The organism is Paenibacillus sp. LT-B23, assembly GCF_059417685.1.
Genome location: NZ_JBSQBM010000001.1, coordinates 131,931 through 156,234 on the forward strand (window position 1 = coordinate 131,931; position 24,304 = coordinate 156,234).

24 protein-coding genes are annotated in these 24,304 nt (G+C 49.8%); 16 read left to right on the forward strand and 8 right to left on the reverse strand.

From position 1 onward, the window contains the following. The 4 genes from ACWXW9_RS00690 to thiE all read left to right on the forward strand — a co-directional run bounded on the left by ACWXW9_RS00690 (window position 1) and on the right by thiE (window position 3,456). Entirely contained in the window at window positions 1–780 is a 780-nt protein-coding gene (locus tag ACWXW9_RS00690; protein ID WP_494927843.1) for a hypothetical protein, read from the forward strand. A gap of 183 nt (window positions 781–963) precedes the next feature. Then, window positions 964–1,575 carry a flavin reductase family protein gene (locus ACWXW9_RS00695; RefSeq protein WP_494927844.1) on the forward strand — a complete coding sequence of 204 codons (612 nt, stop codon included), beginning with the start codon at window positions 964–966 and terminating at the stop codon, window positions 1,573–1,575. Between the two features lie 362 nt (window positions 1,576–1,937). Then, complete coding sequence (gene thiD / locus ACWXW9_RS00700; protein WP_494927845.1) at window positions 1,938–2,807, forward strand: bifunctional hydroxymethylpyrimidine kinase/phosphomethylpyrimidine kinase; 870 nt, start codon at window positions 1,938–1,940, stop codon at window positions 2,805–2,807. Continuing rightward, window positions 2,794–3,456, forward strand: a complete 663-nt coding sequence (gene thiE, locus ACWXW9_RS00705; protein ID WP_494927846.1) for a thiamine phosphate synthase — start codon at window positions 2,794–2,796, stop codon at window positions 3,454–3,456. The genes thiD and thiE overlap by 14 nt, the downstream gene beginning before the upstream one ends. A gap of 362 nt (window positions 3,457–3,818) precedes the next feature. On the opposite strand, the gene ACWXW9_RS00710 is transcribed toward thiE, so the two are convergent. From ACWXW9_RS00710 to ACWXW9_RS00740, 7 genes are all read right to left on the reverse strand, one after another. Continuing rightward, complete coding sequence (locus ACWXW9_RS00710; RefSeq protein ID WP_494927847.1) at window positions 3,819–4,469, reverse strand: methylthioribulose 1-phosphate dehydratase; 651 nt, start codon at window positions 4,467–4,469, stop codon at window positions 3,819–3,821. Beyond that, window positions 4,470–5,147, reverse strand: a complete 678-nt coding sequence (locus ACWXW9_RS00715; RefSeq protein WP_494927848.1) for a 2-hydroxy-3-keto-5-methylthiopentenyl-1-phosphate phosphatase — start codon at window positions 5,145–5,147, stop codon at window positions 4,470–4,472. Next, window positions 5,144–6,355: a 2,3-diketo-5-methylthiopentyl-1-phosphate enolase gene (locus ACWXW9_RS00720; RefSeq protein WP_494927849.1), complete on the reverse strand. Its 1,212-nt coding sequence runs from the start codon at window positions 6,353–6,355 to the stop codon at window positions 5,144–5,146. The genes ACWXW9_RS00715 and ACWXW9_RS00720 overlap by 4 nt, the downstream gene beginning before the upstream one ends. Next, window positions 6,352–7,218: a pyrroline-5-carboxylate reductase gene (gene proC, locus ACWXW9_RS00725; RefSeq protein ID WP_494927850.1), complete on the reverse strand. Its 867-nt coding sequence runs from the start codon at window positions 7,216–7,218 to the stop codon at window positions 6,352–6,354. Before proC ends, ACWXW9_RS00720 begins: the two co-directional genes overlap by 4 nt. Before the next feature lie 39 nt (window positions 7,219–7,257). Continuing rightward, the gene (locus tag ACWXW9_RS00730; RefSeq protein WP_494927851.1) at window positions 7,258–8,550 is read right to left on the reverse strand and encodes a glutamate-5-semialdehyde dehydrogenase; all 1,293 of its coding nucleotides are present in this window, start codon (window positions 8,548–8,550) and stop codon (window positions 7,258–7,260) included. An 18-nt stretch (window positions 8,551–8,568) separates the two neighbouring features. After that, entirely contained in the window at window positions 8,569–9,669 is a 1,101-nt protein-coding gene (gene proB / locus ACWXW9_RS00735) for a glutamate 5-kinase (RefSeq protein WP_494927852.1), read from the reverse strand. 359 nt (window positions 9,670–10,028) lie between these two features. Beyond that, the gene (locus ACWXW9_RS00740; RefSeq protein ID WP_494928148.1) at window positions 10,029–11,210 is read right to left on the reverse strand and encodes a pyridoxal phosphate-dependent aminotransferase; all 1,182 of its coding nucleotides are present in this window, start codon (window positions 11,208–11,210) and stop codon (window positions 10,029–10,031) included. Between the two features lie 176 nt (window positions 11,211–11,386). Here ACWXW9_RS00740 and ACWXW9_RS00745 point away from each other — a divergent pair, with 176 nt between their 5' ends. The 5 genes from ACWXW9_RS00745 (at window position 11,387) to ACWXW9_RS00765 (ending at window position 15,419) form a co-directional block, all read left to right on the forward strand. Next, window positions 11,387–12,205 carry a carbon-nitrogen family hydrolase gene (locus ACWXW9_RS00745; RefSeq protein WP_494927853.1) on the forward strand — a complete coding sequence of 273 codons (819 nt, stop codon included), beginning with the start codon at window positions 11,387–11,389 and terminating at the stop codon, window positions 12,203–12,205. A gap of 32 nt (window positions 12,206–12,237) precedes the next feature. Next, the gene (locus ACWXW9_RS00750; RefSeq protein ID WP_494927854.1) at window positions 12,238–13,518 is read left to right on the forward strand and encodes a helix-turn-helix domain-containing protein; all 1,281 of its coding nucleotides are present in this window, start codon (window positions 12,238–12,240) and stop codon (window positions 13,516–13,518) included. Window positions 13,519–13,753: 235 nt separating this feature from the next. After that, window positions 13,754–14,173: a hypothetical protein gene (locus ACWXW9_RS00755; protein ID WP_494927855.1), complete on the forward strand. Its 420-nt coding sequence runs from the start codon at window positions 13,754–13,756 to the stop codon at window positions 14,171–14,173. Window positions 14,174–14,398: 225 nt separating this feature from the next. After that, the gene (locus ACWXW9_RS00760; protein WP_494927856.1) at window positions 14,399–15,199 is read left to right on the forward strand and encodes a hypothetical protein; all 801 of its coding nucleotides are present in this window, start codon (window positions 14,399–14,401) and stop codon (window positions 15,197–15,199) included. A gap of 79 nt (window positions 15,200–15,278) precedes the next feature. Next, window positions 15,279–15,419 (forward strand): hypothetical protein, encoded by a 141-nt coding sequence (locus tag ACWXW9_RS00765; protein ID WP_162833909.1) that lies wholly within the window; start codon window positions 15,279–15,281, stop codon window positions 15,417–15,419. A gap of 338 nt (window positions 15,420–15,757) precedes the next feature. On the opposite strand, the gene ACWXW9_RS00770 is transcribed toward ACWXW9_RS00765, so the two are convergent. Further along, on the reverse strand, window positions 15,758–16,675 hold the full coding sequence (locus ACWXW9_RS00770; RefSeq protein ID WP_494927857.1) for a LysR family transcriptional regulator: 918 nt from the start codon (window positions 16,673–16,675) through the stop codon (window positions 15,758–15,760). A 341-nt stretch (window positions 16,676–17,016) separates the two neighbouring features. On the opposite strand from ACWXW9_RS00770, the gene ACWXW9_RS00775 reads away from it, so the two are divergent. The 7 genes from ACWXW9_RS00775 to ACWXW9_RS00805 are packed head-to-tail and all read left to right on the forward strand — an operon-like array spanning window position 17,017 to window position 24,207. After that, the gene (locus tag ACWXW9_RS00775) at window positions 17,017–18,621 is read left to right on the forward strand and encodes an ABC transporter substrate-binding protein (RefSeq protein ID WP_494927858.1); all 1,605 of its coding nucleotides are present in this window, start codon (window positions 17,017–17,019) and stop codon (window positions 18,619–18,621) included. 40 nt (window positions 18,622–18,661) lie between these two features. Further along, window positions 18,662–19,624, forward strand: a complete 963-nt coding sequence (locus ACWXW9_RS00780; protein WP_494928149.1) for an ABC transporter permease — start codon at window positions 18,662–18,664, stop codon at window positions 19,622–19,624. After that, entirely contained in the window at window positions 19,621–20,487 is an 867-nt protein-coding gene (locus tag ACWXW9_RS00785; protein WP_494927859.1) for an ABC transporter permease, read from the forward strand. The genes ACWXW9_RS00780 and ACWXW9_RS00785 overlap by 4 nt, the downstream gene beginning before the upstream one ends. Next, window positions 20,472–21,242, forward strand: a complete 771-nt coding sequence (locus tag ACWXW9_RS00790; RefSeq protein WP_494927860.1) for an ABC transporter ATP-binding protein — start codon at window positions 20,472–20,474, stop codon at window positions 21,240–21,242. The genes ACWXW9_RS00785 and ACWXW9_RS00790 overlap by 16 nt, the downstream gene beginning before the upstream one ends. Further along, on the forward strand, window positions 21,242–22,027 hold the full coding sequence (locus ACWXW9_RS00795; RefSeq protein WP_494927861.1) for an ABC transporter ATP-binding protein: 786 nt from the start codon (window positions 21,242–21,244) through the stop codon (window positions 22,025–22,027). Before ACWXW9_RS00790 ends, ACWXW9_RS00795 begins: the two co-directional genes overlap by 1 nt. Next, the gene (locus ACWXW9_RS00800) at window positions 22,011–23,081 is read left to right on the forward strand and encodes an aminotransferase class V-fold PLP-dependent enzyme (protein WP_494927862.1); all 1,071 of its coding nucleotides are present in this window, start codon (window positions 22,011–22,013) and stop codon (window positions 23,079–23,081) included. Before ACWXW9_RS00795 ends, ACWXW9_RS00800 begins: the two co-directional genes overlap by 17 nt. Further along, window positions 23,071–24,207 carry an amidohydrolase family protein gene (locus tag ACWXW9_RS00805; protein WP_494927863.1) on the forward strand — a complete coding sequence of 379 codons (1,137 nt, stop codon included), beginning with the start codon at window positions 23,071–23,073 and terminating at the stop codon, window positions 24,205–24,207. The genes ACWXW9_RS00800 and ACWXW9_RS00805 overlap by 11 nt, the downstream gene beginning before the upstream one ends. The last annotated feature ends 97 nt before the right edge of the window (window positions 24,208–24,304 follow it).

Genomic DNA, 24,304 nt, shown 5'->3' on the forward strand with positions numbered 1-24,304 from the left:
ATGGATACTGAGTTTTCAAAGAGTGAGGCTCCCTTTAAGGGAGTCCATCATCCTCATAGCGATACAGGAGGCTCTACAGGATTTGGTACATCAACCAACAAAAGCAGCTCCTCCAAAACGTCAAACGCCCCGGCAGGGGTTTGGAAGGTCGGAAGGCTGTCGATGGGACTTTTTCTGGTCTTGTTGGGAGGAGTAACGTTAGCCTCCAAGTTTTGGGGAGCGGGCATATTGGATCAGGCGTTGACGTGGTGGCCTGTCGTTTTTGTTTTGCTGGGGCTCGAAATTTTAATGTATACGGCGTGGAAAGGGACACGTGAGCGCATCCGTTATGATTTGTTCAGTATGTTTATTACAGCAGTCCTGGTTTTTTGTTGTATCGGATTTGCTTTGGTCAGTTCACTGGGACTTACTTCGCAAGTCAGGGATATGATGAGCTCGGTTCAGGAAACAAGGGTCCTTCCTGATTGGCATGAAAAACTGCCTGCCGGAGTGACCAAGGTGATCGTGCAGGGTGAGAATCCCTATGCGGTCAAAATTGACGCAACCACCTCACCAGAGGTGCATGTGTTCGGAAGTTATGTCTATGCAGGCAACGAGGATGAATCAAAAGGACAGGAGCTGTATCAGACAAAGCATATCGGAGATACGTTGTATGTGCTACTGAGCCAAATCCCGACACGTTATATGCAGCCCCAGCATCAGCTCGACGTTACAATCGCTGTACCCGAGGGGATTACGGTTACTGTGCGCGATAGTCAGGGAAATATAATTGAAAAATAGAGAGACTCTTCGGCTCCGGCTTTACATCCTGCGTCATTCACGCGATACTTGAAGGAGAAGCTTCAATATAAACCCAAAGTGCTTGTGAGCTGCTCATTTAGTAGAGTGGGAACCTGCGGGTGGACATGGGTTAAGCTGAATCTGAATGTAAATGCGAATGTGACCAGGAAAGAGGGAGAAACCATGATAGCATTAAATCCTGATACGCTTACCGGGCGTGAAAATTATAAGCTGTTAAGCGGAAGCATTATCCCAAGGCCGGTCGCCTTTGTGACGACACTGAGTAGCGAAGGGGTGCTGAATGGTGCGCCGTTCAGTTATTTTTCCATCGTAGCTTCCGAGCCGCCGCTTCTGTCTGTGTCCGTGCAACGTGTCGATGGGGTGTCCAAGGATACAGCACGTAATGCAATGGAGCAAAAAGCCTTTGTCGTTCATATTACGGATGAGGACAATGTGGGTGCGGTGAATGTGACGGCTTCCCGTCTGTCGCCGGAGGAAAGTGAAATCACTCTAGCCGGACTGACGCCGATAAAAAGTACAAAAATTGTGGTTCCTGGCGTGGTTGAAGCGAAAATACGTATGGAATGTGTCCTGGAGCAGGCGATACCGCTGGGGGGCACAGAGGGCGCACCTGCCTGCGATCTGCTGATCGGGCGCGTGGTGCAGTATCATTTGTCCGAGGAAGCGTATCAAAATACATACATAATCGCCAAGGAGCTGCGTCCGGTGAGTCGTTTGGCCGGCAATGATTATGCAAAGCTCGGAGAGCAATTTAAGCTGGAGCGTCCCCAATAGGGGACGTTGCTTTTTACAGCATAAAGGGTTACGATTATAAAAAAATAGCACGGGAGCCTGCGGAAGCAAGCTGAGAGTACGACTATTCTGTCGTAGACCGTATGAACCTGTTGGATAATGCCAGCGCAGGGACCTTAGTGTAGGAACACTCTGCTTTTGCATAGTGTTTTTTTGCTATTTCATACACTTGAGCATGTACATGCAGAAAACCATATCTCTCGGCTGGAAAGAAACGCAGGCTCCTGTCATCAAAGGAGCAGGGTTCGCTTGATATTGAAATTCATTTTACTTTATACCAAAAATCAGATTCAGGATGAGCGGCAGAATTGGAAGCGGCAAGACGTTGTCAGGGGGCCACAACTATGACCCATACGTTGTACAAAGCATTGACCATTGCAGGCTCGGACAGCGGAGGGGGCGCAGGCATACAGGCTGATTTAAAAACCTTTCAGGAGCTGGGCGTGTACGGCATGTCTGCCCTGACGGGAGTTACTGCTCAAAATACACGCGGTGTACAAGCTGTTCATCCTGTCCCTGTTGCCATGGTGGAGGCTCAATTACAGTCCATAGGTATGGATTTATCGCCCGATGCCGTTAAAACGGGTATGCTCGTGGGGGCTGAGGTCATTCGTCAGGTGGCCGCGCAAATTCGCCAGTTTCGGTGGCCTAATGTTGTCGTAGACCCGGTGATGATCGCCAAAGGCGGAGCTTCTCTACTTCATGACGAGGCAGTGGAAACGCTAAAATCGTATTTATTACCTTTGGCAAAGGTAGTCACCCCGAATTTTCCGGAAGCGGAGGCGTTGACAGGCTTAACCCTCTCCAGTCGTGAGGATGCGAAGGAAGCGGCTCGAATGCTGGCTGGTTTGGGGACCAGCTACGTAATCATCAAGGGAGGACATAGCATGGAAGCGGAACGGTCCGTGGATTTGTTGTTCGACGGGCGCGATTTTACCGAACTGGACGGGCCAAGAATTCATACCCCGCATACCCATGGAACGGGGTGCACCTTTTCAGCGGCGCTGGCGGCTGGATTGGCGGCAGGACGCAGTGTACCTGTGGCGGCGCAGACGGCCAAGGCTTTTATACAGGCGGCGATTGAGCAGGGCTTGGGCATCGGAATTGGGCATGGACCGACGAACCATTGGGCATGGAATGCACGCTGGACAGGAGAAGGAGCGTCTGTGTGGAGTAGGGCAATGAGGGAGGAACGAAGCGATGCCAAGAGTTGATATAGGGCGTATGCGGGAGCATCTGCGTCTTTATTTGGTCATGGGGAGTGTGAATTGCGGCCGTGACCCGCTGGTGGTTTTGGAGGAAGCGTTGCAGGGAGGTGTGACCCTTTTTCAATTGCGTGAAAAGGGTGCGGGCTGTCTGACGGGAAGTCGCTTGCACGAATTTGCCCAAGCCGCCCGGAGGCTATGCCATCAGTATGACGTTCCATTTCTCGTCAATGATGATGTCGAGCTTGCTTTGGCTGTGGATGCAGATGGCGTCCATCTCGGACAAGATGACGAGCCTGCAGACCGCGTGCGCTCCCGAATGGGCGACAAAATCATCGGCGTATCGGTACACAGCCTAACGGAAGCGGAGCAGGCGGTACGCGCTGGCGCTGATTATGCGGGCGCAGGGCCGATGTTCCCGACTCGTTCCAAGCCGGATGCACATCCTGTGCAGGGACCGGAACTGGTCCGCAGGCTACGTGCAGGTGGTGCAAGCCTTCCGCTGGTAGGCATTGGCGGCATTACAGCGGACAATGCAGCTAGCGTCCTACAGGCTGGCGCGGACGGCATAGCGGTCATTTCAGCCATTTCATGGGCAGAAGCCCCCCGTGAGGCTGCACAAAGCCTGAGGAGCATCCTTTCTCGCAGCGTGCTATAATGACGTGAAATGATCAGAGTTTATTTAATAGCAGTGCAAAATAATATGCCGGGATTGTGATAGGATATGGTTGTCTGCGACGGCTACCATGCTGGCGTGCTTTTTAATAAGTTACAGCTACGGGCGGATACTTGTGAGCAATGGTTACTAAATAAATAACTAGAGACTCTATCCCGCATGTATAATCAGGTTGATTCCATAATGATACAAAGGCAGTCCGGGACTTGATGTACACGTCCAAGGCTGCCTTTGTATTTAAAAAAAGAGAACGCTCCCCTGCTCTCGCTGGGGCTACGTTCTCTTCATTCACTTTGCACTTTCTAATTAAAGCAAGCGCGCATGTAGCAAGTTGTTCTTCATTATTAAGGTCTCAGCAGCAGGGAGCGGTACGTCGTTTCAAATAAAAATTCAAACGCCTCCAGATGCTTTTTAGCCTCAAACACATCACGCCCCCACGCATAAATGCCGTGGTTGCGCAGCAAGATCCCCGGTACCTGATCATCCAGCACACCCGGCACCAGTTTGGCAATCGCAGCAATATCCGCGTAATTCGGCAGCACGGGAATGTCAATCGCGGCATTTTCCTCCCAAATGTTAAAAGCCTTAATGAGTTCAATGCCTTGCACAGGTACAGAGCCTTGTTCCCCGTAATATTCGGAAATGAGATTGTTGAACACCGTATGCACATGGAAAACGGCTCCGCAGCCTGTCAGGCGGTAAATTTCGCAATGAATCAGCGTTTCGGCGCTCGGCTTGAGGTTCGTGGCTTCTGCCGCTTTTCCGAGCTGGTCCACAAACAGAAAATCTTCCGGTGTCCGCTTGGTTTTATCCTTGCCGCTGGCAGTAACTGCAAAATAAAATTGTTCAGGATGAAAATCCCCGATCCGTATCGATAAATTGCCGCTCGTGCCGGGGAACCAGTTGCGAGATGCGAATAGCTCCTTGACATCAGCGAGTTCTTCGAGTGCACGGCGTTTTTCTTCCAACGTAATGTCTGCCAAGCTATAGCTCATTTACAGCACCCCTTGCTCCTGTTTTTGCTTTAAATCCTTAATAATGTCGTCAAATGTTTCAAAGGGCACATATGGTACGCCCAGCTCCTGGCACTTTAAAGTCAGGTGCGAGCGGGAGTACACGAGGTCAGCAATTTTGGCTCCTTCAAAATCCGTCAGGCTGTCCCCGATCAAAATTCGATCGTACTGTTCGGCAGGGTACTGACGAATTACAGTTGTTTTGCACATACCGCAATCGTTTGTACACAGCTCCTGACAGGGATGAGGCCACGTAATTTCAATGTGATCGCCGGAAAAATCGGCTCCATTGCAGTAAACGTGATCCTGTGGAATGCCGAAAGGCTCCAGCAGGGGATCAATAAAGAAATCAATACCGCCGCTGGTGACAAAAAATTCAATATCCTGTTCCCGTACATAGTCCAAAAAACGGGCAAAGCCCTCGCGTATACCAGCTTGTCCAAGTACATAAGAGATGATTTCATCTTTTTGCGTCGAGGGCATCAGAGCGAACATCGCACCCACGCCTTCACGAATGGACGTCTGTCCGTTCACGATATTATGCATAATCGGCTCATAGCCCGACGGTTGAAAATGCTTCATAATGGCGACAATATTGTCGCTGTTCGTAATCGTCCCGTCAAAATCGCAAAAAATGACAGGTTTCTTCGCTGTACTCATCGTTCACCTCCCCATGTGTCGAGCGCGGATTGCAGTTCGGGGTGCGTGCGGGCGTATTCCGCCAGCGGCACAGCCTGACGCACAGCTTCAATCGCCTGCACAAAGGCGCGTCCGCCTGCTTCGGTGCCGAGCGGATGGCCGTGAATGCCGCCCCCGGCGTTAACGACAACATCTGTGCCGAAATCACGCACAATTAACGGCACCAGGCCGGGGTGAATCCCTGCGGATGGCACAGGCATGCTGGCCTTCAGCGGCAGCTCAGGGGTGATCAGCTCATCGCGGATCGCCATGTTTTCCTCCCGCGGCATCGTAACCGAGCCGTAAGGAGAAGGGAAGAGGACGAGGTCGGCTCCTGCCAGTCGCATGAGCTGACCGAGCAGCACCGATGCCGAAATACCATAATGCGGCGAAGGATAAGAAGCACCCGCCAACGAAGGGTGGGCTGCAATCGGCACCGAGATAGCGGGATCGCTGCTCAGTTCATGCAGCACATCGTAGCCGTAGGCCAGCACGTTGAACAGCAGGGCATTTGCGCCTGCGTCGATGGCCTTGAGGGCTTGCGCTTTGAGCTGTGAGGTTGATCCAGTTAAATTAGCTGCGTACAGCAGCTTTTTACCGGTTTCACGCTCAGCGGCTTCGGCGGCTTTGATGCAGACTTCGACGCGTTTTTCAATCGGCGTCAGCGTATTTTCAAATAAAATCTCGTCGTCCTTGATCAGATCGACGCCGCCCAGGGCTTGTCGGGTAAACTGCTCGCGCAGCTCGTCCAGATTAAGGCCAATCACCGATTTGAAAATGCTCATAAGCAGTGGACGGTCATACACGCCGAGCTGCTCACGCAAGCCGCTGATGCCGAACTTCGGCCCCGGAAAAGCGGAACGGAATGCTTCCGAGAAGCCCAGCTTCGTCAGCTTGATACGGCCGTCCATCGAAATTTTGCCGAAGACCGTCACCAGCAGTGCGGGAATGTCCCGGCTGAAATTGACATCCGGGTAAGCGATGGTCAGGTCGGCATACCGTTCACCGGGCCCTCCATCGTGAACGTCCACGGATTGAACCGAGCCGAGATGCTTTTGCATTGCGTCCCGCTTGGCTTGCGGAAGCTCGGTCCAGCTGCCCACCGTCATGCCGATGGCAATGGATTGGGCCTTTTTGTTAAAATCGGCTTTGTCATCGTATACCCGGTAGGTCGCCAAGCAATAGCTCATTCAATTCCCTCCTTTAGTACAGCTCCCATCTCACGGGATCGTTCAGCACAACGCTGTACCGCTGCAATTACCGTTTCGTAGAAATCGCCTTTGTCCAGCGTTTCCAACGCAGCTACCGTGGAGCCGTTGGGTGACATGATTTTGTGGCGCAGGGCAGAAGGCTCCTCCCCGGTTTGTTGTACCATGCGTGCCGCGCCAAGCGCGGTTTGCACCGCCAGTTCGTGCGCTTGCTCAGGAGTCAAGCCGCCACGGATTCCTCCAGCAATCATGGCTTCCATCAAGTAGTAGACATAGGCAGGGCCGCTTCCGGAAATCCCGGTCAAAACATCCATTTTCTCTTCTTCTATAACCGTCACCGTACCCACAGATTCGAATATCGTAAGTACGTTTTTACGCTGGTCTTCGCTAATCTCCTTAGAAAAGCTGATGCCTGTGGCTCCCAATCCAATTGAGCTGGATGTGTTCGGCATCGTCCGGGCGATGGGTTGCTTGCGACCGAGCAACGTTTGCATCGTACGAATGGACAGTCCGGCGATCACCGAAATGATCAACTGCCCATCTGACAGGAGCGGGCCGAGCTGTCCAAGGGCTTGTGCAGCATCTTTGGGCTTCATGGCAAGCACAATCACCGGAGAACGGCGCAGTAGCTCGGTTTTGGCGGCATCCTCGGTTTGGAACAACACCCCATATTGTTGTTGAAGTTCCTCCAGGCGAGCCTGATTGCTACGGTTGATGACGGTAATACCACCACGTTTGACAACGGAACGGGCCATCATCCCGCGAATAATAGCCTCTGCCATCGAGCCTGCTCCGAAAAACGTAATTTGCTCTTGAATTAAAGCCTTTGTTTGTGATTCACACATGGTTTCATAACCTCCAAGGATACGGATTGATAAATGATATTATTCCCTGATTTGTCCAGTGCCGTACACGCGATACTTGGTTGAAGTTAGCGCAGGCAGTCCCATCGGACCACGGGCATGTAATTTTTGCGTACTGATCCCAATCTCGGCACCAAATCCAAACTCAAAGCCATCCGTGAAGCGGGTGGAGGCATTGTGATATACGGCTGCCGCGTCCACTTCTTGCAGAAAACGTTCGGCATGAGCTTCATCTGCGGTCACAATACACTCCGAGTGCATCGTACCGTACCGGGCAATATGCTCTAGCACTTCGTCCAAATTGTCTACTACCTTGACGTTCATAATGTAATCATTATACTCGGTGCCATAATCCTCTTCCGTGGCTGGAACAGCCCAGGGAGCCAGTTTCCGTGTCCGTGCGCAGCCGCGCAGCTCGACCCCGGCCTCACGGAAGCGTTCTGCCAAACTCGTCAGATGTGCCTGTGCATAATCCGAGTGAACGAGCAGGGTTTCCATGGAGTTACATACGGACGGTCTTTGCACCTTGGCGTTCAGCGTAATGGCCTCAGCCATTTGTGTATCGGCCGTAGCGTCCAAATAGGTGTGGCACACACCAGCACCGGTTTCAATGACAGGTACAGTAGAATTCTGAACAACATTTTGAATAAGCGAGCGCCCGCCGCGTGGAATGATCACATCCAGCAAGCCGTTCAGCGTGAGCATTTCATTGACAGAGGCGCGGTCTGAATCTTCAATGAGCTGAAGCGCATCACGCGGTACAGCAGTTGTATCCAATGCCTGTTGGAGGACTTCAATGATTTTGCGGTTGGAAAATAGGGCAGCCGAGCCACCGCGCAGCACAACCGGATTTCCTGTTTTCAGACATAGGCCTGCAGCATCTACCGTCACATTAGGACGCGCTTCATAGATGATGCCGATGACACCTAGCGGCACACGTATTTTCTCAATACGCAGACCGTTTGGACGCTCGATATGCTCCAGCGTGTCACCAACCGGATCAGGCAGCTCCACAATTTGGCGTAAGCCTTCGGCGATGGCCCCGATACGGTCCTCGGTCAGCTTGAGGCGGTCGAGCAGCGATTCCGACGTTCCCAGTTCCCGTCCGCGCTTCAAGTCGTTTTTGTTCGCTGCAATCAGCTCTTCCGTATGATGTACCAGTGCTTCAGCCATGGCGAGCAGCGCTTCATTTTTTTGTACTGTCGTCAGTCGGTTCATGACCCCGGCGCTTTTTTTGGCCAAAGTCGCTTTGGCGTGTACTTCACTGAACTGGCTTTCATCTGTTGTGGTTGTGTTCGTCGTTAATTCACTCATGTTACGGCCTCCCCGCATTTATAATGTAATCCATTCATCCCTGTGAATCACCTCAAGCCGGTGAATGGGACCGATTTTGCCCACAACCTCGCCGCTTGGTAATCCTTGTACGCTTCGAAGCTGTCCATCGTCATAATTGACAATGCCGCGCCCCAATACCTTATTTTCTGGCCCCAGCACCTCAACGACATCTCCAGCATGAAAGCTGCCTTCCACGCACCGTACGCCAACGGGAAGCAAGCTATGACCACCGTTCACCAGCGCTTCCTCAGCTCCCTGGTCTACATGCACCGTGCCGAGCGGCGTCGACATGAAGCCAAGCCATTGTTTTTTCATCGGCAGGGAAGAGAGGTGGGTGTCAAAATAAGTCCCCGGCCCGTGTCCCTCCACGGCTGCATCCAAATCGCCGTCTGCGTTGACGCGTCCTACAAACACAGGCACACCGCCGCGTGTGGCGACTTTGGCAGCTTCGATCTTGGATCGCATACCGCCAGTCCCTACGGCTGACCCGGAACCTCCAGCCAATGCATAAATTTCCTCGGTAATCTCGTCGATGCGTTCAAAACGTACGGCGTTCGGATGCTTGCGCGGATCTGCCGTATATACGCCATCGGTATCTGTGATAATGATCAAATGCTGTGCCTTGACCAGATTGGCGACCAGCGCAGACAGCATATCGTTATCACCGAATTTCAATTCGTCAATCGATACAGTATCATTTTCGTTAAAGACCGGAATGACCTGCTGGCGCAGCAGTTCTTCCACAGTCATCCCAGCATTGTTCATCCGTTTTCGGCTCAAAAAGTCACTGCGTGTCAGCAGGATTTGTGCGCTCACCAGATCATAATCTCTAAAAGCCTGCTGATAGGCTTGCATAAGCAGCGCCTGACCTACGGCTGCCGCCGCTTGTTTCTCATGCAGCAGCTTGGGGCGAAACGGGTACCCGATCTCCCGAAACCCGGCGGCGACTGCCCCTGATGTAACCAGCAGCACTTCATGGCCCTTCGAACGAAGTCCGGCGATTTCGCGGGCAAAATAAGCAATGGCTTCCCGATTCAAGCCCCCCTCGACTCCGGTTAAGGAGCTGCTTCCGATTTTAATGACGATTCGTGTTGACAAGACGTCCACTTCCTTAATTTGTACTCTTTTTAATATACAAAAAAACTTTCATCCTTTGTATGCAAAGGACGAAAGTTTGTGCTTCCGCGGTACCACCTTCATTGATGATTCATGATCATCCCACTTGAAACCTGTTAACGGCAGGAACCGCCTGACTGTGCAGGGCGCTCGGGGATAGGAGTTGGGAGAGGGTCCAGGTAAATTCTTGCAGCCTATCGGAATTTACTCTCTGAACAGGACGGGTCTCTCTTAATAGTCCCTTCAACACGCTAAATGATATAGGTAACTAAATGATATTGGTAACAGAATACCATGAAAAGGTCGGGTTTGGCAAAGAAGTTGTAGCTGGAAAATACGGCTTAGCCAAACAGGCTCAGCTTGCCAATTCGTTCAACCGCCTCGCTCAGTCGAGCTTCCGAGCTTAGCAACCCCGCCCGCACATATCCTTCGCCGCCGTTACCGAAGCCGATCCCTGGAGCGACAGCCACCTTGGCTTCCCGCAGCAGCAGATCGGCAAAGGAAGCTGAGGTATAACTCTGCGGCACGGGCAACCAGCTAAAAAAGGAACCGCTTGGACGCGTCGCCTTCCAGCCTATTTGCCCAAGTGCATCATAAAAAGCGTTGCGGCGCGATTCATAGCGTGCAACCAGCTCGCCCACGCAGTCCTGCGAGGATGTCAGAGCGGTTGCCGCCGCTGCCTGAATGCCGCCAAACAGGCTTACATAAATATGATCCTGTAGCAGATTAATCATCGAGATAATTTCGGCATTGCCGAGCGCGAAACCGACCCGCCAGCCCGCCATATTGTACGTTTTGGACAGGGTATAAAACTCAATACCTACGTCCTTGGCACCCTCGGCCTGAAGAAAGCTCACCGGACGTTCGCCGTCAAAACCTATAGCGCCATAGGCAAAATCACTGGCCACCACAATGCCGTTACGCTTCGCAAATTCAACCGTTTCCTCATAGAAGGAAAGAGGCGCGGTGGCTGAGGTCGGATTATTCGGATAATTGAGGAACATCAGCTTGGCTCGGCGGCGGTCTTCCTCGGAAATAGCCTCATAATCGGGCAGAAAACGGTTCTCTTCCTTTAATGGGAGAAAGGACATTTCCGCTTTAGCCAGGGCTACGCCAGACCAGTAATCCGGATAGCCGGGATCAGGTACGAGACACACATCGCCGGGATTGAGTAAAATTTGCGGTAGCTGCACCAAGCCTGTTTTTCCGCCAAACAGGATGGCGACCTCAGTTTCCGGGTCGAGTGTCACACCGTAATCCTCCTGATAGCGCTGTGCAACGGCTTCCTTGAGAAAGCTGTAACCGCGAAAAGGTGAATATTTATGATATAGCGGGTTATCCGCTGATTCTTGCAAGGCTTTTACAATATGAGGTGGCGTAGGTGTATCCGGGTTCCCTTGCCCGAGATTAATGACATCATGCCCTGCCGCAATTTCACGGTTTACATTTTGTACGAGTGTGGCAAAAAATTGAGTGGGCAATTGCTTCATCACATCAGCGGAGGGGATGGAAAACTTACTCATCATTTCACACGACCTTTTGGAATAGTTTGAGGATTAATTTATCACGATTTAACCAAGTTGTATAGAGGGGATTGGGCTTATGCGGTTGCGTGGCCGAGCCTGATCGGGCTATGATGGGAGAAAATGCCGGACAAGCGCTCACCGGAAGCTCCGGTTCACAAGGAGGATGAACGATTTTGACGTATCATGAAGCTCAGCCGTTCAGTGTTGCACTCATACAAGCTCATATTGAGCTGGGGAATCCCACGGAAAACCGCAGTCATATTCGTACGTTAATGGAACAAGCGGTGACAGCCGAATTAAAGCCGGACCTGATTGTACTGCCGGAAATGTGGAACACGGGGTATGCGCTGGATCGCATTCATGAGCTGGCGGATCAGGAAGGAGCGGAAACCCGCGAATGGATATCGGCATTCGCTTCTACTCATCAGGTGAACGTGGTGGCCGGATCTATCGCGGAGAAGAAAAGCGACGGTCATGTGTACAATACGATGCTCGTTTTTGACCGATCCGGTGCAGAGGTTGCTTCGTATTCCAAGATTCATTTGTTCCGGCTTATGGACGAAGAAAAATATTTGCAGCCTGGCGAGGAAAAGGTTTTATTCACGCTGGATGGAGGGATTCAGGCGGGTGCGTCGATCTGCTACGACATCCGTTTTCCCGAACTAGCCCGCAGTTTGGCCCTGTCTGGCGCAAATCTGCTTATCGTACCTGCGGAATGGCCACATCCCCGTCTTCATCACTGGCGTACGTTGCTGACTGCACGGGCCATTGAAAATCAAATGTACGTCATCGCCTGTAATCGGGTAGGACGCAGTGGAGATACGGATTTCTTCGGGCATTCTCTCATTATTGATCCGTGGGGAGAAATCATTGCCGAGGGCGGAGAGCAGGAGGATATCATCACAGGAACAATTGAGTCAGCCTTGGTGCAGGACGTGCGTGGGCGCATACCGGTGTTCGAGGACCGTCGTACATCTCTGTATGATCTGTAATTTGGCAACCTTTAATCAGAAAGGAAACGTTCATGCTGAAGGAACGCATTGAATTTTTGTGTAAAAAGAAAAACCTGTCCCGTAAGGAGCTGGTGGACGGGCTGGTGACCCCCGCACATTTTGCGAATATTCTGGCTGACCGTTACCCGTTGGCCGAAGATTTGGCCGAGCAAATCGCTGAGCGTCTGGGTGTAAATCCGTCCTACCTGCTGCGTGCAGACGCAGAGGATGAGGAGACGCTGGCTACAGCGGAAATGATTTTTACGGAGCTGTCCAAGCTGGCTAATCCCGCCACGGAAAGCTTTGTGGATCAGTTGGAGGATCGCAACGACTCGCTTGTGGTGGAGATGACCACTTATTTGATGAAGGCGGTCTATTTTCAGCAGTTAAATGATCCGACGGCTTATGAATATTTGCATCAGTCCTATTTGAATTTTTATTTGGAGAAGTTTGGGCGTTCGGATGAGGTGGAGCTGCCTGCACCGTTGAAAAAAGCAATTTTATTTTATAAAATCCAGTATTTCAGATCCAAAAATCATTATTATGATGTACTGAATAACGTTACACAGCTAAGCCGTCTGGTGGAAGAGGGCACGGAAAACTGGCTGAACGCGCAAAATATAATGATGGAAGCCTGCATTCAGGTCAAACAATTTGATCAGGCGAAGCAGGTATTCGAGCAGACGATGAGAAGGGTGTACGATGATCGGCTTTTTCACCGTTTGACGGGCTTGTATGTGGCTTACAGCGGGTATTGCTTTGCTATGGGTTCCGTACAGGAAGCGTTGTTAACGCTGTCTATGGCGGAGGCCAATCTGGTCTATTTGGAAAATGCGGCGGATATGCTTACAACCATCTTGAACAATCGGATTATTATGCTGGCGTCGATTGGCGAGCTGGATAAGGCATTGGAGGAAGTGGCGCGTTTTGAAGCGTTGGTTAGCCGGGAGCGGGAGGAAATGCAGCAGCTGATGCGGCCCGTGACACTGGTGTACCGCTGCGAAATTGCGTTTACCCGCAAAAACTGGGGACTGCTGTCACAGCATCTGGACCAACTGCGCCAAACCAGCCTGACGACGGATCAGCAGATGGGGCTTTATTTCTATGAAAGTCAGTTGGCGCTTGCCAAAGGAGATCAGGACGCTTTTTGGACGCATGCCCTGGAATGCTTGCCTTATTTTGAAGCTTTACAGCATCCGGGTCGGCTTGAACAATTGTATGAGACGCTCGCGGTTCTATCCGAGGACAGTCGTCGCTATAAGGAATCTTCGGCGTATTATCGGAAATTGGTCTATCTTTTGCGCAAAAAATAGCCTGAAATCACTCGCTTTTCACAAAATAGTGGGCTGATCGAGCGAAAGAATGCTTCAAATTGCGCAAAGTTTTGTGTAAAGCATCCCATTGTTCAAAAATCAACCGGAAAAATCCAGGTTAAAACTCCTGTTTTTCCGGTTTGTTTGTATGCTCCAAAACGTATTGTGATGCCGGATAGGGCCCCATATACTGAATACATAAGGATCGACAATACAAAAAACGAGGTGCAACTACATGATGAACTTTTTCGGTAAAAAGAAAAAACAAAAGGATGCTTTGGAGCAAGCAGATCAATTGATGAATAAAGGCTTGTCGGGATTGTTTATGAAGGGTTTTGTACCCAAAGAGCATCGCGAGCAGATCAATCAAAGTCTAAACTCGGCAAAGCAGGCTCAAATGGCAGCTAACGGAGGCTTGGCGATGGCGGCGACTGCGGTTGTCATTTCCGTGACAGATACCGGGAAGCTCGTGAATTTTGACCCGATTGTTGTGCTCGCACTGGATGTAACGGAAGCCAACGGCAACAGATACCAAAAGACACTGGAAACGCTCGTATCCAAACTGCAAATTCCACGTACGGGTGATACGGTCGGCCTCGGCAGCAATCCCGCTAATCCGTCCGAACTGATATATATGGGTTTGGTCACAGCCTAATTGATTGAACATCTACAAGCTTAATTACAAAAATTCACATGGAAAACGAAGTAGTCGGAATAGTGCTGTACAAGCGAAGCGGTTGCTTTTGTCCCCTGATTAGAGGTTTTATTCAAGAAGTCCAGGGGGCGGTGGCGATGGGAAGCACTATCCGACTGCGAAGTGGCATCATAGGTAACTTTTAAGCTCAGCTTATATAGATGATAAAAAAGGGGGGTATGAACGATGAAAGGGTTTTTGACTATGATTGGGGTACTGCTGGTATTTGGTGTAGGGTTCTCGCCTTTCTTGGCCGACTATTTATGGGATGACCCGTTTCTGATCATGGAATCTCCGTGGTTTAAGCCGTTGATCTTCACAGGGTTTGCCCTTATTTTTCTACCTAGCATTTTAAGTGTGTTTTTTGGAGGCGGTAAAGTCAAAAATGGGGTTTCCGGTGTAGGAATCATCACGAGTATTCAGCAAACAGGCATTTGTGTGAACGATCAGCCGCAGGTGAAGCTCGGACTGACCGTAACCAAGCATGGGGAAGACAAATATGATACCACTTTGACGACGATTATTCCTTTGACCTCCATGGCTCAATTTCAGCCTGGGATCATCATTCCGCTGGTCGTATCGGAGAAAGACAAAATGAAGGTGGGCATTGACCTGAACGGCCAGGTTTCACAGTCGGATTTGCAGGCACTATTGAATGAGCAGTTGGTGAAGCAGGGCGTATCGCCTGAGCTGATGGAAATTGCCAAAACAGGTGAGCAAGCGTATGCGAAGGTGCTGGATGTTACACCGCTGGGCGAAGCGGGGCCTAACAAAATCAAGCTTCAATTTACACTGAGTGTAACAAAAAGCAATGGCGACACATTTAAGGTAACCATACAAAAGGATATTTTCTCTTCCCAACTCTCCAAGCTACAGCAGGGAAGCATTATAGAGGTTATTTATTCACCGCAAGATCCATCGAAGCTGGTCTTTAAGACACAAGCGAATGAAGCGGACGTACAGCAAGCGTTTGGTTCTTCCCGATAAAAAAATATTACTGTTCCTGTTTCAGATACAGACCATAGGTGTATTATAATAGTATCCCGACACCAGGAGGTTGATAACGATGGATAACCAAAGTAGATCCGAACTGGCGAATAGGGATGGCCTGTCACGGCCGAGAGGCTTAAATAGACAGGTTGTCGGCAATAATCACGAAATGGGCTATGATCAGGATAAAAGTCCACCAGATTCAGGGCGACCTTGATCACGATAAGGCGAGGACAGGCACTTTGGGATCACACAGCACATTGGAACTGAGGTAGGATATTCTTGGGAAACCAGGGCATGAGACCTTATGGAAAGAAGTGATGCGGGATGGATAAAGTGGAGTTTCCGAGCAAGGTTAAGGTAATCAGGCGAGGCTGACATGGATTCAAGGGAACATGAAATAAGGTTCGTTGAAACCAGGTGGAGCAGCATAGCAACATTGTAATCGAACCTAATGGAACTGAACATTAAATGTGTAATGTATAGGGGTGTAGCCCCGGGACCGTCTTCTTCTCTGGCTTTGGCTGGGGAGGAAGACGGTCTTTTTCGCGAGAACTACTTTTGGGAAAGCTGTTTGACCGTTTCGCGGAAAGTTTCAATAAAAGCCTCGGCGGCTTTGGATAAATAACGCCCATTCCGATACGCAATAGCCAGCGTGCGGCTTGGTGTCGGTTCAGCCAGTGGCAGCAATGCCGGAACAAACTCGCTGCTGGCAGCCCGGGCGATAAAACGAGGCACAAGTGTCACTCCCATCCCTGTCGCTACGAGCGATTGGAGGGTTTCCATATTAGTGCTTTCAAACACCACATTCGGCTCAAAGCCCGCTTGATGGCACAAGTCCATCGTCAGCTTTCGGAAGCCTTGCCCTTTTTTCAGGACGACAAACGGTTCGTCTTTCAGCTCTTCCAGATGCACTGGCTGAGGCTGGTCACCGTTTTTGCGCAGAGCCAGCGGGTGACCCGGGGGAACAGCGAGATCAATGCATTCTTCACCGATAGGCACATAGGAAAGTGTCGGCTCTACTAACGGGAGAGAAAGCAGGCTGAGATCGGTATCGCCGCTGGCTGTTTTTTTCTCCAGATTCATGGATGAATCCTCGACCAAAACAATTTCAATGTCCGGATGAGCTTTTTTAAATACAGGCAACACATGTGGAAGCAAATGGGAACCCGTGATAGGCATACTGCCGACGACGACCTTCCCTTTGCGCAGCTGAGAAATATCGTCCATTTCCTGCCGGAGCTGCTCGACTGCATCGACGATCTTTTTCGCTTGTTCCACAAAGCTTGCTCCTGCATGCGTTAATTCCACCGCGCTTGTATTGCGTTGAAATAGCAGGACTCCTAGCTCTTTCTCCAGCTTGGACAATTGCTGGCTCAGGGAAGGCTGAGCAATGTGCAGTTTTTCCGCTGCACGTGAGAAGTTCTTTTCCGCTGCAATTTGCAGGGTGTATTGAAGCTGTCTGAATTCCATCGAATTTTGGACTCCTTTTATCATCGTATCTTATAAGATTTACCTATTACATCATAGAGTGATTATACAATATTTCAATCAAAATCCCAATCCCAATCCCAATCCCAATCCCAATGAGCTCCATGTGTCACAATTTTTATATAGATGAAGCGTTTTTTCACAAATAGAGTCTTTTCTGACGAGCGATGGGGAGGATGCAAGCTGGAAAATCCCTATGCTTACTTTTATCTATGAATTTTTAAATTATGGTATTTAATTCTGTTTGACATGGCAAATGGGTTCATCCATAATACTATTCATATTAAAACAATATGTTTTATTGGAGAAAAGGGGAAAATGGGATGTCTAAACTTATTGTATCTTTTAGGAAGCCGTTATTGGTTGGATCTTTAGTACTTCTTTTATTGGTTCTCGTGGCAGGATGCTCCGGCTCCAAAAATGATGCAGGTCAAAATACAAACGCAACTCCTAATCCAAGCAAAACCGCTGATCAAGCCGCAGAAGGGGGAACCTTTACATATGGTCGCCCGGCTTCCGTAACCTCGTTTGATTTGCATAATCAGATTACATCCAATAATGCTTTTACTATCGACAAAGTATTTGAGCCGCTGGTCGCCTTTAACAGTGATGGAAAGATTGTGGATTGGCTTGCAGAGTCGCACAGTATAAGCGCAGATGGTTTAACCTATACTTTTGTTTTACGCGATGGCTTGAAGTTTTCAAACGGAACCGGAGTTACTGCCAAGGATGCGGTTTTTTCAATTCAGCGTCATTTGAATGTAGGAGGTCCTCTTGCAATAGCTGCACAGGTGGCTTCGCTTTCGGCTAAAGATGAAAAAACACTTGTAATTAAGCTTAAAGCGCCGTATACGCCGTTTATTTCTGAACTCTCAAACTTTTCCAATGGTATCCTTCCAAAGGATTTCGGCGGGGTCTCGGAAAAAGAATTCTTCAAGAATCCGGTCGGTACCGGTCCCTTCGTCGTTAAAAAATGGGATTCTGCCGGTGATCTTACTTTCAGCAAAAATAAATACTATTGGCAGAAAGGCAAGCCCTATATCAATGAACTTGTCTACAAGCTCATTGAAGATGACAGCCAAGCGATTAACCAGCTGAAGGCTGGCGCGATTGATGCTATTGAGTCTGTAGCTCTTGAAAATGTAAATGAATTAAAACAAGGTACGGATACCAAGGTGGCGACCAATGGAAGCTGGGTGACAGAGCAATTGTTCTTCAATACCCTGGACAAACATTTTTCGGATGTGCACGTTCGCCGTGCGCTAGCGTTGGCACTTGACCGTAATGGATTGACCAATGCGGTTACCTTTGGTTTCGCAAAGCCAGCCAATTCGCTTTTGCCGCCAGCCATTCCCTACAACACGAACGATACGATTAAAGCGCTCAGCTTTGATACAAACGCTGCCAAAGCAGAGCTTGCAAAATCAAAGTTCCCTAATGGGTTTTCTACAAAATTGCTCATTGCCTCTGGAAACAACTCAAGAACTCAGGAGGCACAGATTATTCAGGCGGCCGCCAAAACGATCGGCATAGACATTCAAATCGAATCTGTTGAGTTGGCCTCATTCCGCGAGCGTTTCTTTGCCTATGATTTTTCGGCAATGATCAACAGCGGACAAGCGGATTCTCCAGAAGCCAACTCGATCCTCGCTTTCCAGACAGACCCGGAAGGCTTTAGCAAGTCGTATTGGACTCATTACACGAACAATGAAGTTACCAAGCTCCTGCACGAGGGGCAAAAAACACCTGATGGGGAAGAACGTGCGGGAATTTACGCCAAGCTTCAACAAATCCTTGCAGATGAGGTGCCTTACATCCCGCTTTATTATCCGGATATTCTGAAAGGTGTTCGTTCTTCCATTGATGGCCTGATCGTGCTTCCCAATAACAGCGTTCGTTTTGAAGATGTACGTGTGAAGGGTAATTAGATTCTTGACGGCCCACAATTTATTTAAAAAGTCTGCCGGATTGTCTGCAAATCTAACTTCCCCACACAAATGGCTTGTGCGCGCTATGATAAGAGCGGCATCAGTAGTCATCTGTGTGGTGGTGGCAGTCTTCTTCATCATAAGGCTGGTGCCGGGAGACCCCGCCAAAATGATTCTGGGGGAATACGCCACAGCTGAGGCTATTGAGAGTATGCGTCATAGGTTGGGGCTGGATCGTTCTCTTTGGGAGCAGTTTATAGGCTTTGTGCACAATTTCTTTACACACGGTGATACCGGCGTTTCGATTGTTTTTGAGACTTCTTCAAGAGAGTTGATTGCAGAGCGCGCTCCCGTGACGCTGCTGCTCATTGCAATGACCTGTCTTTTTGCCATCATTGTTTCGCTGGTGCTGGCCACCCTTGCGGCAACACATAAAGACGGACTGCTTGATCATATTATACGCATCTTGCCTGCTGTAACGCTCGGTATGCCAATTTTTTGGGTTGGACTGCTACTGATTCTGGTATTTAGCGTTCGGCTTCGCTGGTTTCCCGTTGGGGGAGTCGGCGAGGGTTGGCTTGGAATCTTGTACAGTCTCGCCCTTCCTGCGATAACTGTCGGATTGTCGCAAATTCCCTCCCTTGTTCGTTCTTTAAGAGCGCAGATGCTGGAAGTACTGGAATCGGATTTTGTTGTGACCTTGAAGGCTGCGGGAATCCCCGCCCGGGTTATACTGGTAAAGCATGTCCTGCGCAATTCTGCTCTTCCCGCGCTTATGCTTCTTGGCGTAAATATTGCCTACCTGATGGGCGGCACGTTGGTAATTGAACAGGTTTTTGGCCTCAAGGGTATCGGAAGCCTGTTATTTTCAGCCATTTCAAACCGGGATTTTCCTGTGATACAGGGGATTGCTCTTTATTGTGCGATATCTGTGGTCATCATCGGCTTCGTGATTGAGGTTGCTTCTGGGTATCTTGATCCCAGGACGAAAGGAGAACAATGAAACGCACGCAATTAGATCTTCAGATTCAGAAGGCCGGCAGGAGCAACAGCTCATGGGGAAAAATACTAAACACTCCATCGCTTATATGGGGCAGCATTATGTTTGCGTTACTCATAGGTATTGCAGTGTTTGCGCCTTTTATGAGTCCCTACCAGCCTTCTGATCAAAATATTTCGGCAACTTTACAATCCCCTTCGTCTGCACACTGGCTGGGAACCGATCAACTGGGGCGTGATTTGTTTACACGACTGATCTATGCCGCACGGACTGATTTGAAGATCATGGTGCTGGCAGAGATCATCCCTTTTTGTATGGGGGTGTTTCTGGGGATGCTTGCCGGGTATTACGGTAAATGGGTAGACACGATTATCACGCTTTTGACCGATACGTTTATTGCGTTCCCTTTTTATTTGATTGTCATTATCGTGGCGTTTGCAAGCGGTGCGGGTGAAAAGGGGATATATATTACGTTTGCTCTCGTTGGTTGGATCGTATACGCTCGTGTGGTCAAGGGTCTTAGCGCATCCTTTCGCAAGCAGGAATGGATAGCCGCTGCCAAGACACTGGGAATCCCGAATATTAAAATCATACTGCGCCATCTTCTGCCGAATGTGCTACCGCAAGCAGTGGTAGTGCTTATGACGGATATGGCTGTTCTGCTTGTGGCCATTGTTACGCTAGGCTATCTCGGTATTGGTATTGCGCCGCCAACTCCGGATTGGGGAACGATGATTTCTGATGGGCAGCCCTTTATATCTACAAAGTGGTGGCTTTCAGCCATCCCGGGCTTTGCGGTGGTATATACGGGGATAGCCTTATCCCTTGTGGGCGATGGGCTGGCAGATATATGGAGAAGAAAATGAATGCTATGAATCCAATTTTAGAAGTGGAAAATTTGTCGCTCAGGACGCGATCGAATCATCAATTGGTCACCGATGTGAATATTACAGTTGAAGCGGGCGAAAGCATAGGACTTGTGGGGGAATCCGGATCGGGAAAATCACTCACCCTGCGCTCCATCATAGGGTTGCTTCCCTCCGGTATTGAACAAGTTGGCGGGAATATCAGGAGCAATGGCAGATGCGCAATGATTTTTCAAGACCCGATAGGGGCACTTGACCCTCTTTGCCCGGTGGCCCGGCAGCTTGCCGAGGTTGTGTACTACAGGCAAAAGGTGAGCCGGAAGGTCGCGCGTACAATAGCTTTGGAACTGCTTGAAATGCTTGGTCTTCCCGATTCCTTAAAGCATACTGACCGTTACCCCCGCCAGCTTTCAGGCGGCCAGTGCCAACGTATTGTTATTGCGATGGCTTTGGCGTGCAAGCCGCGCATCCTTCTTTGTGATGAGCCAACAACGGCGCTTGATGTAACGGTTCAACGGCAAATCCTTGACGTTATTTCACGTCTTCAAAAGGAGTTGGGTTTTGCCATGGTGTTTGTTACGCACAATCTTGCCGTAGCTGCTTCGATGTGCTCAAAGCTTTGCGTTATGAAAGAGGGAAGAATCATAGAACGGGGAGACACTTTGCCCCTTTTACAAAACCCGCAAAATCCGTATACGCAGATGCTGATAAGCTCAGTGCTTCCTCTCCCGGATCTTGAAAGGAGCGCCGATTGATGAAAACAGCCTTGCGGATAGAAAATATAACGGTTGCTTATGGTAAGTTCACCGCGCTTGATCAAGTAAGCCTGGAGCTGCAGGAGCGTACCACGCTTGGTCTTGTGGGAGAATCGGGTTCAGGAAAATCTACCCTCGCGCGGGTAATAGCCGGGCTGATCGTCCCGGATGAGGGCCGGATCATGCTGGGTTCTCAGGTATTGGGCAAGCGACGGAGCCGGGAGCAGCATAAAAGGATACAAATGGTTTTTCAAAATCCGGATTCCTCGCTAAATCCAAAGCATACGATCAGGCAAATCCTTGCCGAAGCCTTGCTTTTTCACAAGATTGTTGACCGCGCTCAAGTGGACAAGAGATGTAGGGAACTGCTTACACGTGTTCACATCGATGAAAGCGCCCTTGGCAGATTCCCTCACGAATTTTCCGGCGGTCAGCGTCAGCGGATAGCGATTGCCCGCGCATTAAGCGTTGAGCCAAGCATACTTATCGCAGATGAACCAACGAGCGCACTGGATGTTTCAGTACAACGGAGTATGCTTGAACTGTTGAGCACACTCAAATCGGAGCTTAATCTTACGATGCTTTTTATCTCTCATGACCTGGGAGTTATCCATGCGATAAGCGATATTGTTGCTGTAATGCGGCAGGGGAAGCTGGTTGAGATTAGCCCTAAAGAGAAATTCTTTTCTCATCCTGAAACGCTCTATAGTCGTGAGCTTTTGTCCGCTGTACCCAAGATGCCAATATCCCATTCTGCAGGAGGTATTTATGAGTCGAAATTATAAAGGATTTGTACCTCTTACAATATCGGAGTTTAATACGTTAACTAACCTGCTCGCCAAACTCCTGTCCACCCAGGAATCACCAGTCATCATACCGGGCGAGGCGATCCTGGGAATCGAGGCCATAGCAGCAGGCATAGCTGCGCCCAACCGTACAATTCTAAACATTGTGACAGGTCCCTATGGAACGATCTTCGGGAACTGGCTTGCGCGCGGCGGAGCAGAAGTTATTGAACTTAAAACTTCTTTTGATGAAGTTGTAACCGTAGATGAAGTCGCCGCAGCGATTGAACGATATAACCCATGCGCGCTTTCTTTCGTGCAGGCGGAAGTAGTCACAGGAGGCTCCAATCCAACAAGGGAAATATTGGAGCTTGCGCGCCGGTCAAACCTCATAACCGTGATAGATTCAGTGTCGGCAATCGGGGGCGAACCGGTGCTGATGGACGAGTGGGGAATTGATTTTGTAGCTGTGGGTGCGCAAAAAGCATTAGCCGGCCCTAACGGGATCAGCGCTGTGGGGATTTCTTCACGTGGTTGGGAGTTTCTGGCCTCCAACAAAAATGCGCCGCGCAATTCCATTCTGTCTTTGCTTGACCTAAAGCGTTCTCATGATAGTGCGACTCCCTTACGGGTTCCTCCCAACATCCCTGTTTTGGAAGCCCGGGCGCTTATAGAGGCCTTAAAGCTTATTGAAGAAGAAGGTCTGGAAGCGGTCAACCGCCGTCATCGTTTAACTACGTCCGCTGCAATTGCTGGCATTACAGCCTTGGGCCTTGAACCGTGGCAGCGGAACAAAGACAGCTACTCAACGTTGACTACAACGGTTCGGATTCCTCAAGGCGGCCATTTCAATATCGAACAGCCCATAGGTATTGTCGCTCCCGGAGACGGAGAATTGCATCATAAACTCTTACGCATTAACCATTTTGGAGCGAAGGCAAATCAGCAAAGCGTTGAAGAAGCCATCCTGACGCTTGCAGAGCTTATGCATCAAGATCCTGATCATGCGCTGGCGGCCCAAAGGTCAATCTGGGGGAATAAAGATGGGAAATAACATTCAAAAACAGCTAACATATCATAATATATTTGTGGCCGGGATTGATGGGAAACGATTCGATATTACGATCAGCAATGGTCGTTTTTCGTCCATTGCAGAGTCCGTATCTCCGTATGCGCAACAAAATAGTCCAGATGGCGACTTATGGATCAGCCCCGGCGTAATCGATCTTCATACGCATTTGGCATGGACGGATTTTGATCATTCTGACCAGGAGAAGCGCGATAAACTGGAGATAGAAGTGTTACAGGCGCAAGCCTTTGAGGCCACTCTCCGGGCTGGAGTGACTTCAGTGCGTGATGCAGGCGGGCTTTTGCCAAGCACTGTTCAGCATATCAGTCAGCATTATAGCCAGCCTTTAAGAGTTTACACCTGTGGTGATATGCTTGGAGTCGGAGATGCACGAGGTCTTAAGCATTTAGAACGGCGGGTAACAGAAATTAAGAATTCCGGGGCAAGCTGGATTAAGATTCTTGCAACGGGGGGGCTAGGGGCGTCGCCAGATACAGTGCTGAACCCGATTTTTTCTGAGGAAGAATTCTCTTTTATTGTGCGCAGCGCCCATGCACGCAACCTGAAAGTCATGGTTCATACCTGGGGCGGACCTACTGTAGACTGGTCTATTGTCGCTGGTGTGGAATCTATAGAGCATGGAATGTATTTGACCGAGGCTCAGGCCAACCGGCTTGCGCAATCCAGGACAGTCTTTGTGCCTACTGCTTCCATCTATCGTATTGCAGCAGACCCGTCTGGAGTTCTTTCACTCGACAGGGAAATTTGTGATCGCGCCGCCCGCGCCGCCGAAGCCCACCCTAAAGCCGTTAGCTATGCCAAAAGAGCAGGCGTACGAATTGCGTTCGGTACAGATTTTGCCACACCTTCGTTACATGGACGCAACCTCGAGGAATTAGACACACTCATAGACTGTGGATTAAGTCGAAAAGAGGCCTGGCAGGCTGCCACGGAGTTCGCCGCTGAAATTTTGGGATATGGGGACAGATTGGGACGTATAAAAGAAAACTACACTGCAGATACAATCCTTTTTAATGCTGATCCATATAAGTCACAAAACGCCAAAGCACTGCGTGAAAGTATCGTATCGGTAATTACAGGGGCAATTTGAGTGAGACCAATACTCCAGAGAGCATCTTTAATGGTGCTCTCTTTGCTTGTTCAGTTTCTGAGAAACTGAAGATTAGGAGCAAGCCATTCTCTGGCCC

Bases quoted from the DNA above. Each gene is read 5' to 3' on its own strand.
- ACWXW9_RS00690 (WP_494927843.1), top strand. From the start codon at position 1: ATGGATACTGAGTTTTCAAAGAGTGAGGCTCCCTTTAAGGGAGTCCAT.
- ACWXW9_RS00695 (WP_494927844.1), top strand. From the start codon at position 964: ATGATAGCATTAAATCCTGATACGCTTACCGGGCGTGAAAATTATAAG.
- thiD (WP_494927845.1), top strand. From the start codon at position 1,938: ATGACCCATACGTTGTACAAAGCATTGACCATTGCAGGCTCGGACAGC.
- thiE (WP_494927846.1), top strand. From the start codon at position 2,794: ATGCCAAGAGTTGATATAGGGCGTATGCGGGAGCATCTGCGTCTTTAT.
- ACWXW9_RS00710 (WP_494927847.1), bottom strand. From the start codon at position 4,469: ATGAGCTATAGCTTGGCAGACATTACGTTGGAAGAAAAACGCCGTGCA.
- ACWXW9_RS00715 (WP_494927848.1), bottom strand. From the start codon at position 5,147: ATGAGTACAGCGAAGAAACCTGTCATTTTTTGCGATTTTGACGGGACG.
- ACWXW9_RS00720 (WP_494927849.1), bottom strand. From the start codon at position 6,355: ATGAGCTATTGCTTGGCGACCTACCGGGTATACGATGACAAAGCCGAT.
- proC (WP_494927850.1), bottom strand. From the start codon at position 7,218: ATGTGTGAATCACAAACAAAGGCTTTAATTCAAGAGCAAATTACGTTT.
- ACWXW9_RS00730 (WP_494927851.1), bottom strand. From the start codon at position 8,550: ATGAGTGAATTAACGACGAACACAACCACAACAGATGAAAGCCAGTTC.
- ACWXW9_RS00740 (WP_494928148.1), bottom strand. From the start codon at position 11,210: ATGAGTAAGTTTTCCATCCCCTCCGCTGATGTGATGAAGCAATTGCCC.
- ACWXW9_RS00750 (WP_494927854.1), top strand. From the start codon at position 12,238: ATGCTGAAGGAACGCATTGAATTTTTGTGTAAAAAGAAAAACCTGTCC.
- ACWXW9_RS00755 (WP_494927855.1), top strand. From the start codon at position 13,754: ATGATGAACTTTTTCGGTAAAAAGAAAAAACAAAAGGATGCTTTGGAG.
- ACWXW9_RS00760 (WP_494927856.1), top strand. From the start codon at position 14,399: ATGAAAGGGTTTTTGACTATGATTGGGGTACTGCTGGTATTTGGTGTA.
- ACWXW9_RS00765 (WP_162833909.1), top strand. From the start codon at position 15,279: ATGGATAACCAAAGTAGATCCGAACTGGCGAATAGGGATGGCCTGTCA.
- ACWXW9_RS00770 (WP_494927857.1), bottom strand. From the start codon at position 16,675: ATGGAATTCAGACAGCTTCAATACACCCTGCAAATTGCAGCGGAAAAG.
- ACWXW9_RS00775 (WP_494927858.1), top strand. From the start codon at position 17,017: ATGTCTAAACTTATTGTATCTTTTAGGAAGCCGTTATTGGTTGGATCT.
- ACWXW9_RS00785 (WP_494927859.1), top strand. From the start codon at position 19,621: ATGAAACGCACGCAATTAGATCTTCAGATTCAGAAGGCCGGCAGGAGC.
- ACWXW9_RS00790 (WP_494927860.1), top strand. From the start codon at position 20,472: ATGGAGAAGAAAATGAATGCTATGAATCCAATTTTAGAAGTGGAAAAT.
- ACWXW9_RS00795 (WP_494927861.1), top strand. From the start codon at position 21,242: ATGAAAACAGCCTTGCGGATAGAAAATATAACGGTTGCTTATGGTAAG.
- ACWXW9_RS00800 (WP_494927862.1), top strand. From the start codon at position 22,011: ATGAGTCGAAATTATAAAGGATTTGTACCTCTTACAATATCGGAGTTT.
- ACWXW9_RS00805 (WP_494927863.1), top strand. From the start codon at position 23,071: ATGGGAAATAACATTCAAAAACAGCTAACATATCATAATATATTTGTG.